8 protein-coding genes and 1 pseudogene are annotated in these 14,557 nt (G+C 68.5%); 6 read left to right on the forward strand and 3 right to left on the reverse strand.

All coding sequences use genetic code 11. The features are described from left to right. The first annotated feature begins 69 nt into the window (after positions 1 to 69). Positions 70 to 2,127 (forward strand): TonB-dependent copper receptor, encoded by a 2,058-nt coding sequence (locus ACSBPQ_RS03535; RefSeq protein ID WP_442683698.1) that lies wholly within the window; start codon positions 70 to 72, stop codon positions 2,125 to 2,127. 118 nt (positions 2,128 to 2,245) lie between these two features. On the opposite strand, the gene ACSBPQ_RS03540 is transcribed toward ACSBPQ_RS03535, so the two are convergent. The 3 genes from ACSBPQ_RS03540 to ACSBPQ_RS03550 all read right to left on the reverse strand — a co-directional run bounded on the left by ACSBPQ_RS03540 (position 2,246) and on the right by ACSBPQ_RS03550 (position 6,651). Further along, positions 2,246 to 2,977 (reverse strand): phosphoadenylyl-sulfate reductase, encoded by a 732-nt coding sequence (locus tag ACSBPQ_RS03540; protein ID WP_442683699.1) that lies wholly within the window; start codon positions 2,975 to 2,977, stop codon positions 2,246 to 2,248. Continuing rightward, positions 2,974 to 4,680, reverse strand: coding sequence for an assimilatory sulfite reductase (NADPH) hemoprotein subunit (gene cysI, locus ACSBPQ_RS03545; RefSeq protein WP_442683700.1), 1,707 nt, complete (start codon positions 4,678 to 4,680; stop codon positions 2,974 to 2,976). Before cysI ends, ACSBPQ_RS03540 begins: the two co-directional genes overlap by 4 nt. A 111-nt stretch (positions 4,681 to 4,791) precedes the next feature. Beyond that, positions 4,792 to 6,651 carry an assimilatory sulfite reductase (NADPH) flavoprotein subunit gene (locus ACSBPQ_RS03550; RefSeq protein WP_442683701.1) on the reverse strand — a complete coding sequence of 620 codons (1,860 nt, stop codon included), beginning with the start codon at positions 6,649 to 6,651 and terminating at the stop codon, positions 4,792 to 4,794. Between the two features lie 200 nt (positions 6,652 to 6,851). On the opposite strand from ACSBPQ_RS03550, the gene cysD reads away from it, so the two are divergent. The 5 genes and pseudogenes from cysD to ACSBPQ_RS03575 all read left to right on the forward strand — a co-directional run bounded on the left by cysD (position 6,852) and on the right by ACSBPQ_RS03575 (position 14,496). Continuing rightward, positions 6,852 to 7,763: a sulfate adenylyltransferase subunit CysD gene (gene cysD / locus ACSBPQ_RS03555; protein ID WP_442683702.1), complete on the forward strand. Its 912-nt coding sequence runs from the start codon at positions 6,852 to 6,854 to the stop codon at positions 7,761 to 7,763. 26 nt (positions 7,764 to 7,789) lie between these two features. Then, positions 7,790 to 9,643, forward strand: a pseudogene (gene cysN / locus ACSBPQ_RS03560) (sulfate adenylyltransferase subunit CysN); the annotation flags it as partial. Between the two features lie 116 nt (positions 9,644 to 9,759). Further along, complete coding sequence (locus ACSBPQ_RS03565) at positions 9,760 to 10,845, forward strand: efflux RND transporter periplasmic adaptor subunit (protein WP_442683703.1); 1,086 nt, start codon at positions 9,760 to 9,762, stop codon at positions 10,843 to 10,845. After that, complete coding sequence (locus ACSBPQ_RS03570; protein ID WP_442683704.1) at positions 10,842 to 13,967, forward strand: efflux RND transporter permease subunit; 3,126 nt, start codon at positions 10,842 to 10,844, stop codon at positions 13,965 to 13,967. Before ACSBPQ_RS03565 ends, ACSBPQ_RS03570 begins: the two co-directional genes overlap by 4 nt. Continuing rightward, positions 13,960 to 14,496: a GNAT family N-acetyltransferase gene (locus ACSBPQ_RS03575; protein WP_442683705.1), complete on the forward strand. Its 537-nt coding sequence runs from the start codon at positions 13,960 to 13,962 to the stop codon at positions 14,494 to 14,496. The genes ACSBPQ_RS03570 and ACSBPQ_RS03575 overlap by 8 nt, the downstream gene beginning before the upstream one ends. The last annotated feature ends 61 nt before the right edge of the window (positions 14,497 to 14,557 follow it).

Genomic DNA, 14,557 nt, shown 5'->3' on the forward strand with positions numbered 1-14,557 from the left:
TCCGCTTCCTTCCATTCCACCACCTGCCGCCTGTCCGGCGGTACGTGGACTGTCGTCCCGGAGAACCTGATGAATTCCGTTTCCCGAATGCCGGTCATCCCGGCGTGCCTGGCCGCTGCAGTGTGCCTGGCCCTGTTTCCGTACCGTGCCCATGCCGAGGAGTCGGCATCGATCAAGACGCTGGACACGCTGGTCGTCACCAGCGCGGCCCCGGCCTCGCCGCTGAACTGGGTCACCGATCCGCGCCTGCCGCGGCAACCGGTGCCGGCCAGTGATGGCGCCGATTACCTGAAGACCGTTCCCGGTTTTTCCGCCATCCGCAATGGCGGCACCAATGGCGATCCGGTGCTGCGCGGCCTGTCCGGCTCACGCCTGAACATCCTCAGCAACGACGGCAGCCTGATCGGTGCCTGCCCGTCGCGCATGGACAACCCGCTGTCCTACATCGCCCCGGAAACCTACGACCGGCTGACCGTCATCAAGGGCCCGCAGAGTGTGCGCTGGGGCGCGGGCGCCTCGGCCGGCACGGTGCGCTTTGAACGTGACCTGCCGCGCTTCGATACGCCGGGCATGGAGTTGCAGGCCAGCGCACTGGGTGGCTCCAACAACCGCAACGACCAGATGCTCGATGCCAGCTTCGGCAGCAGCCCCGGGTACGTGCGGGTGAGCGGCAACCGTTCCGAAGCCGACGACTACCGCGACGGCAATGGCGAGGTGGTGCCGTCGCGCTGGCACAAGTGGAATGCCGACGCCGCCATCGGCTGGACGCCCGATGCCGATACCGTGCTCGAGCTCAACGCCGGCACCGGCGACGCATTGGCCCGCTATGCCGGCCGTGGCATGGACGGTGCATCGTTCAAGCGCAGCAGCTACGGCCTGCGTTTCGAGCGCGGCAACCTGCCCGGGGCATGGGACAAGCTGCAGGCCAATCTGTACAGCAACACCGCCGACCACGTGATGGACAACTACACGCTGCGCCAGCCCAATCCGCACGGCAGCATGCCGAGGGCGATGGCCTCGAACGTGGAGCGGCGCACCAGCGGCGGCCGCATCGCCGCGGAATGGCGCTGGCCGGAAGTGGCCATCGTCGCCGGCATCGATGCCCAGGACAGCCGTCACCGCAAACGCCGCGGCATGCGTGGCGTCTGGCAGCAGCTGCCGTGGATGCGCGATGCCGACCTGCGCAATCACGGTGCATTCGCCGAGCTGACCTTCGGCGAGGACACGCCGCGGCGCTGGGTGAGCGGCCTGCGCATCGACCGCGCCGAAGCGGAGGATCTGCGCCAGACCACCGGAATGATGGGCAAGCCCAACCCCACCGCCGGGCAGCGGCGCGAGGAAACGCTGGGCAGCGGTTTCCTGCGTTACGAGCGTGACCACGGCCAGGACTGGACCTGGTATGCGGGCCTGGGCCACAGCGAGCGCATGCCCGACTACTGGGAGCTGTTCTCGGCCGATGCCGGCCCGGCCGGCAGTGCCAATGCCTTTGCCGGGGTGAAGCCGGAAAAGACCACCCAGCTCGACCTCGGCCTGCAGTTCCGTACGCGCACGCTGGACGGGTGGGTCTCGGCCTATGCCGGGCAGCTGCAGGACTACATCCTGTTCACCTATCGCAGTGGCGGCATGATGGGCAGCAGCACCGCGGCCGGCAATGTCGATGCGCGGATCGCCGGTGCCGAGGCAGGGCTGGAATGGCGGCCCGTCCAGGGCTGGAAGCTGGGCGGTACGCTGGCCTACGCCTGGGGCGAGAACCGCGATGGAAACCGGCCGCTGCCGCAGATCCCGCCGCTGGAGGGACGTTTCAGTGCCAGCTGGGAGCACGCGCGCTGGTCCACTGGCGCCCTGCTGCGGGTGGTGGGGCGGCAGAACCGGGTGGCGCTGGACGAGGGCAACGTGGTCGCGCGTGATCTCGGTCCCAGTGCCGGGTTTGCCACCTTCTCGCTCAACGCCGCCTACCGCATCAGCGACCGCCTGCGTGCCAGTGCCGGTGTGGACAACCTGTTCGACCGCGCCTATGCCGAGCACCTGAACCTGGCCGGCAGCGCCGACTTCGGCTTCCCCGCCGATCCGGTGCGGATCAACGAGCCGGGTCGCAGTGTCTGGCTGAAGCTGGATTACCGCATGTAACGCAGGAGCGGATCAGGAACGGGCGAAGCAGGAGCCGGGAACGGGGCGGAGCAGGTGCAGGGCGGGGTGGTGGACTGCTTCCATTCATTCCCTGTTTCTCTCCGCCCGGTCCCCGCCTTCAGATTTCCTCGTGCAACCCGCACTCGCGCTTGAGGCCGAAGAAACGGGTGTCCTCCTCGCGCATGCCCGGCTCCCAGCGGCGGGTGGTGTGGGTGTCGCCGATGGAGACATAGCCCTGCTCCCACAGCGGGTGGTAGGGCAGCTCGTGCTGCTTGAGGTAGCGCCACACGTCGCGGTCGTTCCAGTCGGCGATCGGGTTGACCTTCCAGCGGCCGTCGCGCTTCTGCAGGATCGGCGTGCCGCTGCGGCTGCCCGATTGCGCGCGGCGCAGGCCGGTGAACCAGGTGCCGGCCTGCAGCTCGGCGAGCGCGCGCTTCATCGGCTCGACCTTGCGCAGGTTGTTGTACTGCTCGATGCCGACCAGTCCCTGCTCCCACAGCCGGCCATGGCGTGCTTCCATCCATGCGCGGCTGACCAGCGGCCGGTACACCTTTAGGTTGAGCTGCAGGCGCTCGGCCAGTTCATCGGCGAAGCGGTAGGTTTCCGGGAACAGGTAGCCGGTATCGACCAGGATCACCGGAATGTCCGGTTGCTGGCGGCTGAGCAGGTGCAGGGTCACCGCCGACTGCGCGCCGAAGCTGGAGGACAGCACGTGCGTGCCGGGGGCGTTTTTCAGTGCCCACTGCACGCGCGCCTGCGCGTCCATCGTTTCAAGCTGCAGGTTGAGCGCGGCGATGGCTTCGGGCGGTGCGCTGGCGGCCTCGCGGGGATCGGCTGGGAGGGCACTCATGGCTGCAGTTCCACTGGAATCTGGCGATAGGTCGGGTAGGGCGGCAGTTCGACAATGCCGGCGCGGTGCAGGAAGTCACCGAAGCGCTCGCCGGTCTCGCGTTCACCGGCATAACGGGCCAGCAGCGGCTCCAGCGCCTCCAGGATCTGCGCCTCGGTGATGTTGTCGCGGTACAGCGTGTTCAGGCGCTGGCCGCGGTGGTCGCCACCGAGGAACAGGTTGTAGCGGCCCGGTGCCTTGCCGACCAGCGCGATCTCGGCCAGGTACGGGCGCGAGCAGCCGTTGGGGCAGCCGGAAATGCGCAGCAGGATCGGTGCCTCGCGCAGGCCGTGTCTGTCCAGCAGCGGCTCCAGCACGCCGAGGAAGCCGGGCAGGTAGCGTTCGGCCTCGGCCATCGCCAGCGCGCAGGTCGGCAGCGCGACGCAGGCCACGGCGGTGCGCTCGATCGCGGTGGGGGCGTTGTTCTCGCGATCCAGCGTGTGTTCGGCGACCAGCGCATCGATCCGCGCGCGCTGCGCGGCGGGTACGCCGGCGATGATCACGTTCTGGTTGGCGGTCATGCGGAACTCGCCTTCGTGCACCTTGGCGATCTCGCGCAGGCCGGTCAGCAACGGCCGGCCGGCGGTGTCGGCGATGCGCCCGCAGGGCAGTGACAGGGTCAGGTGCCACAGGCCGTCCTCGCCTTCGATCCAGCCGAAACGGTCGCCGTTGTGCTCGAAGTGGAACGGCCGTGCCGGCTGCAGGCTGAAGCCGGCGCGCTGCTGCATCATCGCCACGATTTTTTCCGAACCGTGGTCGTCGATGGTGTACTTGAAGCGCGCATGCTTGCGCTCGATCCGGTCGCCGAGGTCGCGCTGCACGGTGATCGCCGCTTCGGCGATGGCCAGGGTCTGTTCGGGGGTGACGAAGCCGATCACGTTGCCCACGCGCGGATAGTGCGCGGCGATGCCGTGGCTGGCGCCCATGCCGCCGCCGATGGCGACGTTGAAGCCGGCCAGGTTGCCGCTGCCGTCGACGATGGCGATCAGGCCCAGGTCGTTGGCGAACACGTCCACGTCGTTGTACGGAGGCACCGCCACGGCGATCTTGAACTTACGCGGCAGGTAGGCATCGCCGTAGATCGGCTCGTGCTCCACGCCACTTTCGGCCACCTTTTCCTCATCCAGCCAGATTTCGTAATAGGCGCGGGTGGCGGGCTTGAAGTGCAGCGACAGCCGCTGCGCCCAGTCGTGTACCTGCGCATGCAGCGCCGACTGCAACGGATTGCTGGCGGCCAGCACGTTGCGGTTGACGTCGCCGCAGGCGGAGATGGTGTCCATCGCCGCGGAATTGATCGCCTGCATCGTCGCCTTCAGCTCGCGCTTGATGACGCCGTGGATCTGGAAGGTCTGGCGGGTGGTCACGCGCAGCGAGTGATTGGCGTAGGTGGTGGCGATCTGGTCCAGCTTGAGCCACTGCTGCGGCGTGAACACGCCGCCCGGCGCACGGATGCGGATCATGAACTGGTGGGCCGGTTCCAGTTTCTGCCGGCGGCGCTCGTCGCGCAGGTCGCGGTCGTCCTGCTGGTAGCTGCCGTGGAACTTGATGGTGCGCTGGTCCTCGAACGACAGCGAGCCGGTGGTGGCGTCCAGCAGGTCCTCGGCGATGTTGCCGCGCAGGCGCCGGCTGTCGAGCTTGATCTTTTCTACGGAAGGATGGGACATGGTCGTGGGGTGTCTGCGCCTGTGGCTGGTGGAGGAGCGACGTCGGTCGCGGAGGCTTTCCCGGCAACCCCCGGTCGCGGCTGGCGCCGCTGCTGCAGGGGTTGGAAGGGGTCAGTAGACGTCGCGGGCGTAGCGGCCTTCGCGCTGCAGGCCGGACAGGTAGTCGCTTGCGGCTTCGGCATCACCCCCGTTGTGCGCGGCGATGACCTCCAGCAGCGTGGCATGCACGTCCTTGCCCATGCCGATGGCACCGCACACGTACAGGTGCGCACCGTTCTGCAGCCAGTCGTACAGGTCACGGCCGCGTTCGCGCAGGCGATCCTGGACGTAGATCTTTTCGGCCTGGTCGCGGGAGAAGGCCAGGTCAAGGCGGTGCAATTCCTTGCGCTGCAGGGCGTCCTGCCACTCGACCTGATAGAGGAAGTCGCTGTTGAAATGGCGGGCGCCGAAGAACAGCCAGTTGCGGCCGCTGGCGCCGCTCTCGGCACGTTCCTGCACGAAGCCGCGGAACGGTGCGATGCCGGTGCCGGGGCCGATCATGACGATGTCGCGGCTGGCGTCGGCCGGTACCCGGAAACGCTCGTTCGGCTCGATGTACACCGGCACCTGGGCGTCTTCCGCCAGTGCGGCGAGGAAGGCGCTGGCGGCGCCGATGTGCTCGCGGCCGTGCGCGCTGTAGGCCAGCTCGTCGACGGTCAGGTGGACCTCGTCGCCCACCCGCTTGCGGCTGGAGGCGATCGAATACAGGCGATGGGTGACCGGGCGCAGCGCGGCGACCAGCGCGCTGGCGTCCCAGTCGGCCGGCCAGCGGTGCAGCACGTCGACCAGCTGGTGATCGCCGAACACGGTTGCCAGCTCGCTGCTGCGTGACGGCTCCAGCAGACCGGCCAGATCGGTATTGCCGCTGCGTTCGGCCACGGTGGCCAGCAACGGACGCGAGATACGGGTCAGCTCGCGGTGCTCGCCCAGCCACTGCGCCAGCGGCCGACTGTGGCCGTCATGGGCAACGTCGGTGTCGCCATCCAGGCCGGTGGCGGTGAGGATGGCGTCCACCAGCGGCGGTGCGTTGCGGTGGATGATGCCCAGCGCATCGCCCGGCTCGTAGTGCAGGCCGCTGCCTTCCAGCGACAGCTCGATATGGTGCACGCGCTTGTCGATCCGGCCGTACTGGCCATAGGCCGGTCCCTTGAAGTCACGGCCGCTGAGCTGCTGGCGTGACAGCATTTCGGCGTGGAACGGATGGCTGGCGCCATGCGCGCTGGCCGCGGCCTGGCGCAACGGGGTGACGTTGCTGCCGGGTGCGGCCGCGTTGGCCGCCGCACCGAGGACGCTGCGGGCATCGGCCAGTACCTTGGCGCGCCACGGCGTGGCGACGGTGTCGATGTCCAGGTCGGCCGCGGCCAGCGGCTGCAGGCGCTGCCCGCCCAGTTCGGCCAGCCGCGCATCCAGTGTGCGGGCGATGCCGCAGAACTCCACATAGCTGGAGTCGCCCAGTCCCAGTACCGCGTACTTGAGTTCCGGCAGCTTGGGTGCACGCTTGCCGCTGATGAATTCGACCAGGCCGATGGCGTCATCCGGCGGATCGCCTTCGCCCTGGGTGCTGATGACGAGGTACAGCAGCTTCTCGCCGGCCAGCTCGCGGGTGGAGTAGGCGTCGGCCCGCACCAGGCGCACCGACAGACCGGCCGCCTCGGCCTCGGCAGCCACCTGCTCGGCGGCGCGACGGGCATTGCCGGTCTGGCTGCCATAGAGCACGGTCAGGCGTGCGGTACTGCCTGCGGCCGCTACCGGCTGGCCGCCGCCGGGAATGACCGCCAGGGACGGGGGAGGGTGTCCCTGGGCCAGCCCGGCGGCGAATCCTGACAGCCACCACAGGCTGTTGCCGTCCATGCCTTCCACCAGGCGGGTCAGCAGGAGCCGGCGCTCTTCGGGCAAGGGGCTGGGGGGAATGACGGCAGCGGCGGAGGTCATTGTCCTGTCCGGTCGGGGTGGGAGGCTGATCCTAGGCAGCGCCTCGCGCCAGTGGAAAGGACGGGGGGTTATGGGCTCATGTCATGCGCTCATTTCAGCCCTGTGCCGCCGCGACGCACACTCGCTGCCCTGCCGGAGAGCCCTTCTCCGCGCACTGATATCCTTACCTGCCGCCCCCCTGCGCCCTTTTCCGTGAAGCAATGACCGTCACCGCATCCCTGTCACACCTGGACCGGCTGGAAGCCGAAAGCATCCACATCCTGCGGGAAGTCGCCGCCGCCTTCGACAACCCGGTGCTGATGTACTCGGTGGGCAAGGACAGTTCGGTGCTGCTGCACCTGCTGCTCAAGGCGTTCGCGCCGGGCGTGCCGCCGATCCCGCTGCTGCACGTGGACACGCGCTGGAAGTTCCGCGAGATGATCGCCTTCCGCGACCGCCGCGTGGCCGAGACCGGCACCGAGCTGCGCGTGCACATCAATCCCGATGGCATCGCCCAGGACATCGGCCCGGTCAGTCATGGTGCGTCCGTACATACCGACGTGATGAAGACCCAGGGCCTGAAGCAGGCGTTGGACAAGTGGAAGTTCGATGCGGCCATCGGCGGCGCGCGCCGTGACGAGGAGAAGTCGCGCGCCAAGGAGCGGGTGTTCTCGTTCCGCAACGACCGCCACCGCTGGGACCCGAAGAACCAGCGCCCGGAGCTGTGGGACCTGTACAACGCGCGCATCCATACCGGCGAGAGCGTGCGCGTGTTCCCGCTGTCCAACTGGACCGAGCTGGATATCTGGCTCTACATCTACCGCGAGAAGATCCCGGTGGTACCGCTGTATTTCGCCGCCGAACGGCCGGTGGTCGAGCGTGACGGCAGCCTGATCATGGTCGATGACGAGCGCCTGCCCTTGTTGCCGGGCGAAGTGCCGCAGCTGCGCAAGGTGCGCTTCCGCACGCTGGGCTGCTATCCACTGACCGGCGCGATCGAATCGGACGCCGACACGCTGGAGAAGATCATCGCCGAGATGCTGGTGTCCACCACCTCCGAGCGGCAGGGCCGGCTGATCGACCACGATCAGTCCGCCTCGATGGAGAAGAAGAAGCTGGAGGGCTATTTCTGATGACGACCGCGACCCCTTCCACCGACATCTCCGCCTACCTGCAGCAGCACGAGGCCAAGCCGCTGCTGCGCTTCATCACCTGCGGCAGCGTCGACGACGGCAAGAGCACGCTGATCGGCCGCCTGCTGTATGAGAGCAAGCGCCTGTTCGATGACCAGCTGGCCGCACTGGAGGCCGACAGCCGCCGCCACGGTACCCAGGGCGAGCGCATCGACTATGCGCTGCTGCTGGACGGGCTGGCCGCCGAGCGCGAGCAGGGCATCACCATCGATGTGGCCTACCGCTACTTCGATACCGACCGCCGCAAGTACATCGTCGCCGACTGCCCCGGGCATGAGCAGTACACCCGCAACATGGCCACCGGCGCCTCCACCGCCGATGTGGCGGTGGTGCTGGTGGATGCGCGCAAGGGGCTGCTGCCGCAGACCCGCCGCCACAGCTACATCATCTCGCTGCTGGGCATCGGCCAGGTGGTGCTGGCGGTGAACAAGATGGACCTGGTCGATTACGACCCGGCGGTATTCGCGCAGATCGTCGCCGACTACCAGGCGCTGGCCGCGCAGCTGGGGATCGCCAATGTGCAGGCGATCCCGCTGTCGGCGCTGGAAGGACAGAACCTGTCGGCGCGCTCGCCGCTTATGCCGTGGTACGCCGGCCCGAGCCTGCTCGAGCATCTGGATACGGTGCAGATCGCCACTCATGACGCGGCCAGCGGCCTGCGCCTGCCGGTGCAGTGGGTGAATCGTCCGAACCAGGATTTCCGCGGCTTCGCCGGCACCATCGCCGCCGGCCAGGTCCGTGCCGGCGATGCGGTGGTGGTGCTGCCCTCGGCGCGCCGCTCCACCGTCAAGCAGGTGCTGGGTCCGGATGGTCCGCTGCCGCTGGCCACGGCCGGACAGGCGGTGACGCTGACCCTGACCGACGAGATCGATGTCAGCCGCGGCGATGTGATTGCCGCGGCCGGTGATCCGCCGGAAGTGGCCGACCAGTTCGCCGCGCACGTGCTGTGGATGGACGACGCCGCGCTGCTGCCCGGGCGCCCGTACTGGCTGCAGATCGGCAGCCGCACCGTGGCCGCCAGCATCAGCGAGATCAAGCACCGCGTCGATGTGAACACGCAGGAGAAACTGGCTGCCAAGCGGCTGGAGCTCAACGAGGTCGGCTACTGCAACCTGTCGTTGGACGAGCCCGTCGCGTTCGCGCCGTATGTGCAGAACCGCGCGCTGGGTGGCTTCATCCTGATCGACCGGCAGACCAATGCCACCGTCGCCGCCGGCACGCTGGACTTCGCGTTGCGCCGCGCCGGCAACGTGCACTGGCAGCATCTGGACGTGGACAGGGCCGCGCGTGCCCGCATCAAGGGCCAGCAGCCGAAGGTGCTGTGGTTCACCGGCCTGTCCGGTGCCGGCAAGTCGACGATCGCCAACCAGGTGGAAAAACGCCTGCATGCGCGCGGCTGCCACACCTTCCTGCTCGATGGCGACAATGTGCGCCACGGCCTGAACCGTGACCTGGGTTTCACCGACGAGGACCGGGTGGAGAACATCCGCCGGGTGGCCGAGGTGGCGCGGCTGATGGCCGATGCCGGACTGATCGTGCTGGTCAGCTTCATCTCGCCGTTCCGCGCCGAGCGGGACATGGCGCGGGAGCTGTTCGCCGAGGGCGAGTTCATCGAGGTGTTCGTCGATGTGCCGCTGGAAGTGGCCGAGGCCCGCGACGTCAAGGGCCTGTACCGCAAGGCGCGGGCCGGGCAGATCCCCAACTTCACTGGAATCGACTCACCGTACGAGGCCCCGGAGAACCCGGAGCTGCACCTGTACGCCGACGGCGAGGCGCTGGATGCGATGGTCGACCAGGTGGTGCGGCTGGTGTTGCGCTGAATACGCCATCCGGGCGGGGCGGCGGTGAGGACATGCCTGCCCCCCCCTCTAACGGCACATTCGACCGTCACGTTGCCCGGCTAGACTGCCTGATCGTGTAACAGACGGATTTTCCTATGTTGGGGCGTTTTGTCGTCACCGTTGCCGCTGGCGCGGTCCTGGCGCTGGCACTGGCCGGTTGCAATCGTGAAGGCGGCCAGGCGCCGCGACAGGCCGCGGCCGCGGTGCCGGTAACCACCCAGGTGGTGCAACTGTCCGCCTGGAACGACACCCTGCAGGCGCTGGGCACCACCAAGGCGCGCGAGTCGGTGGTGATCACCGCCAAGGTCAGCGAGATCGTCGACACCGTGCATTTTGAAAGTGGCCAGCAGGTCGCCGCCGGGGCACCGCTGGTCACCCTGCGCGGCGATGCTCAGCAGGCCGCGCTGGCCTCGGCCCAGGCCACCTTCGCCGAGGCCGACCGGCTGTACCAGCGCCAGCGCGAGCTGGCCGCGCAGCAGCTGGTGTCCCATTCCACGCTGGATACGCAGAAGTCCATCCGCGATGCGGCCGAGGCCCGCGTGCGGCAGATGCGGGCCGATATCGGCGACCGCCAGGTCCGTGCGCCGTTTGCCGGCGTGCTCGGCATCCGCCAGATCAGCCCCGGCGCACTGCTGACCCCGAGCACGGCTATCGCCACGCTCGATGACCTGTCACGCATGCATGTCGATTTCCCGCTGCCCGAAGCCGAGCTGGCCTCGTTGCAGCCCGGCGACAAGGTCAGCGGCAGCAGCATCGCCTGGCCGGGCCGCAACTTCGAGGGCCGGGTCAGCACCATCGATGCGCGGGTCGATCCGGGCAGCCGCGCGGTCACCGTGCGCGCCGATTTCGACAACGCCGACCATGCGTTGCGTCCGGGCATGCTGCTGGATGTGCGCCTGTTCCGCCCCGAGCGCCAGGCGCTGGTGATCCCGGAGATCGCCGTGGTCCAGGTTGGCCGGGATTCCTTCGTCTACCGGGTCAAGGACGACGCCAGTGTCGAACGGGTCGATGTCAAGACCGGCACCCGCCGTGCCGGCGTGGTCGAGATCACCGACGGCCTGACGGCCGGTGAGCGCATCGTGGTGGATGGCACCGGCAAGCTGCGTCCGGGCATCCGCATCGAGGAGGTCGAACCGGCCGATGCCACGCCGGCACCGGTGAAGCAGGCGGCGGCCGGATGAAGCTGTCCGACCTTTCGATCAAGCGGCCGGTGCTGGCCGTGGTGATGAGCCTGTTGCTGGTGGTGCTGGGCCTGATGTCCTTCGGCCGGCTGACGCTGCGCGAGCTGCCGGCGATCGATCCGCCGATCGTGTCGGTGTCGGTGGACTACACCGGCGCCTCGGCCGCAGTGATCGAAAGCCGCGTCACCCAGGTGCTGGAAGACGCGCTGGCCGGCATCGAGGGCATCGATACGATCAACGCGCGCAGCGTCAACGGTCGCGCCTCGGTCAGCATCGAGTTCAGCGCCAGCCGCGATATCGAGGCCGCCGCCAACGACGTGCGTGATGCGGTCAGTCGCGTCGCCGACCGCATGCCCGAGGAGGCGCGGCCGCCGGAGATCGCCAAGGTCGAGAGCGACGCCGATCCGATCATCTGGTTCAACATGAGTTCCAGCACGATGGACACGCTGGAGCTGAGCGACTACGCCGAGCGTTACGTGGTGGACCGCTTCTCCAGCATCGACGGCGTGGCGCAGATCCGCATCGGCGGGCGCCAGCGCTATGCGATGCGGATCTGGCTGGACCGCGACCAGCTGGCCGCGCGCGGGCTGACCGTTGCCGAGGTGGAGTCGGCGCTGCGCAGCGAGAACGTGGAGCTGCCGGCCGGGCGCATCGAATCGGCCGACCGCGACTTCACCCTGCGCGTGGAGCGCAGCTACGTGGCGCCGGCGGACTTTGCCAGCATCCCGCTGGGCAAGGGCGATGACGGCTACGTGGTGCGGCTGGGCGACGTGGCCAAGGTCGAACTGACCTCCTCGGAGCGGCGCGCCTACTACCGCAGCAACGGCGAGCCGGGCGTCGGCCTGGGCATCGTCAAGACCTCCACCGCCAACGCGCTGGACGTGGCGCGGCTGACCCGGGCCGAGGCCGAACGCATCGGCCAGACCCTGCCCAACGGCACGCAGATCTTCGTCGCCTTCGACAACACCACCTTCATCGAGGCGGCGGTGGAGCGGGTGTACTGGACGCTGGGCGAGGCGATGGCGCTGGTACTGGTGGTGATCTGGCTGTTCCTGGGCAGCCTGCGCGCGGCGCTGATCCCTGCGGTGACGGTGCCGGTGTGTCTGGTGGCCGCATTCATCGCGCTGTTCGCGTTCGGCTTTTCGATCAACCTGTTCACCCTGCTGGCGCTGGTGCTGTGTATCGGTCTGGTGGTCGATGACGCCATCGTCGTGGTCGAGAACGTGCAGCGCCGCATTGACCTGGGCGAGCCGCCGCTGGTGGCCGCGCGGCGCGGCACCACCCAGGTGGCGTTCGCGGTGATCGCCACCACCGCGGTGCTGGTGGCGGTGTTCCTGCCGGTGGGCTTCCTTGAAGGCAATACCGGCCGCCTGTTCCGCGAACTGGCGGTGGCGCTGGCCTCGGCGGTGGCGCTGTCGGCGTTCGTGGCGCTGACGCTGACGCCGATGATGGCCTCCAAGCTGCTCAAGCCGCACAGCGAGCGCAAGGTCGGCCGCCTGCATGGCTTCATCAACCGCCAGCTGGAGCGGGTGTCGGCCGCCTACGGGCGGGTGCTGGACAGGCACGTGCAGCGCACCTGGATCTTCGGCCTGGTGATGCTGGCCGCGCTGGCCGCCAGCTGGGGCCTGCTCACTGTGCTGCCCTCGGAGCTGGCCCCGGCCGAGGACCGCGGCTCGTTCCAGATCATGATCGATGGCCCGGAAGGCGCCGGTTTCGATTACACCGTTGGCCAGGTGCAGCAGGTCGAGCGGATCGTCTCGCAGTTCGTCGGCCCCAACGAACCCATCGTCCGCGCCAATCCGCGCGTGCCCGGTGGCTGGGGCAACAACGAGGAGATGCATACCGGCCGCATGAGCGTGTTCCTGCAGCCGTGGCGCGACCGCACCGAGGCCACCGCCGATGTCGCCAGCGACCTGCAGAAGCAGCTCAACGGACTGAGCGGCGTGCGCGTGCGCACGATGGTCGGCGGCGGTCTGGTGCGCAGCTTCGGCCAGCCGTTCCAGATCGTGCTCGGCGGCCCGGAATATGCCGAGATCGCGCAGTGGCGTGATCGCCTGCTCGCGCGCATGGCCGATTACCCGGGGCTGGTCGGCGCCGATTCGGACTACAAGGAAACCCGGCCGCAGATGCGGGTGAATATCGACCGCCAGCGTGCCGCCGACCTGGGGATTTCCGTCACCGACATCGGCCGTGCGCTGGAAACGATGATGGGTTCGCGCCGCGTCACCACCTTCGTCGACAACGGCGAGGAGTACGACGTGCTGGTGCAGGCCGCACGCGAAGGCCGCGCCTCGCCGGCCGACCTGGCCGCGATCCAGGTGCGGGCGCGTTCGGGCGAACTGGTGCCGCTGTCCAACCTGGTCACGCTCAGCGAAGTGGCCGAGGCCGGCAGCCTGAACCGCTTCAACCGGCTGCGCTCGATCACCATCAGCGCCAACGTCGCCCCCGGCCATACCCTAGGCGAGGCCATCGCCTGGGTGCAGGACGTCGCGCGCGAGGAGCTGCCGGAGTATGCGCAGATCGACTGGAAGGGCGAGTCGCGCGAGTACCAGCGCGCCGGCAGCGCGGTGCTGCTGACCTTCGCCATGGCGCTGCTGGTGGTCTATCTGGTGTTGGCCGCGCAGTTCGAGAGTTTCATCCATCCGCTGGTGATCATGCTGACCGTGCCGCTGGGCGTGCTCGGCGCGCTGCTCGGGCTGTACCTCAGCGGTGGCACGCTCAACCTGTTCAGCCAGATCGGCATCGTCATGCTGGTGGGGCTTGCCGCCAAGAACGGCATCCTGATCGTCGAGTTCGCCAACCAGCTGCGTGATGAAGGCCGCAACGTGCACCGGGCCATCGTCGAATCGGCGATGGTGCGCCTGCGCCCGATCCTGATGACCTCCATCGCCACGGTGGTCGGCGCGATCCCGCTGGTCGTGGCCGGCGGCCCCGGTTCGGCCAGCCGCGCCACCATCGGTGTGGTGGTGATCTTCGGCGTCACCGTGTCCACCTTCCTGTCGCTGTTCGTGGTGCCGGCGTTCTATGCGCTGCTGGCGCCGTACACGCAGTCGCCGCAGACGGTGGCCAACGAACTGGCCCGACAGGAGCGCGAGACGCCGGCGGTGGGCGGCCATGCATGAGCCGCTGCTGCAGGGCCGGGTGCGGATGCGGCCGTGGCGGCAGGACGATCTGGAACCGCTGCTGCTGCATGCCGATGACGCGGCGGTGTCGCGCGGGCTGGGCACGCGCTTCCCGTATCCCTATACGCGCAACGATGGCGAGGCGTTCCTCGCCGGGCGGGTGCTGGATCTGGGCGGTCCGGTATTCGCGCTGGAGATCGACGGCCAGGCCTGTGGCGGTATCGGCGTGACACCGGGGCAGCATGAGCGCCGCTATTCGGCGTCATTGGGCTACTGGCTGGGGCGGCGCTATTGGGGACAGGGCGTGATGACCGCGGTGGTTGCCGCCTACGCGCCCTGGGTGATGCAGGAGCTGGGGCTGGCACGGTTGGCCGCACAGGTGATGGCGGGCAATCCGGCCTCGGCCCGGGTGTTGCTGAAGAATGGATTCATCGAGGAAGGCGTGGAGCGCCAGGCGGTTTTCAAGGACGGCGTATTGCATGACATGCGGTGTTTCGGACGCTTGCGTCCGTTGCCGCCAAGCGCGTGACGGGCCTGCACATCCGGGCCTGAACGTGGAAAAATCGGCCGGTCCCGCAGGCGGGGCCGCT

This window comes from Stenotrophomonas sp. JC08 (assembly GCF_052180205.1).
GTDB lineage: Bacteria > Pseudomonadota > Gammaproteobacteria > Xanthomonadales > Xanthomonadaceae > Stenotrophomonas.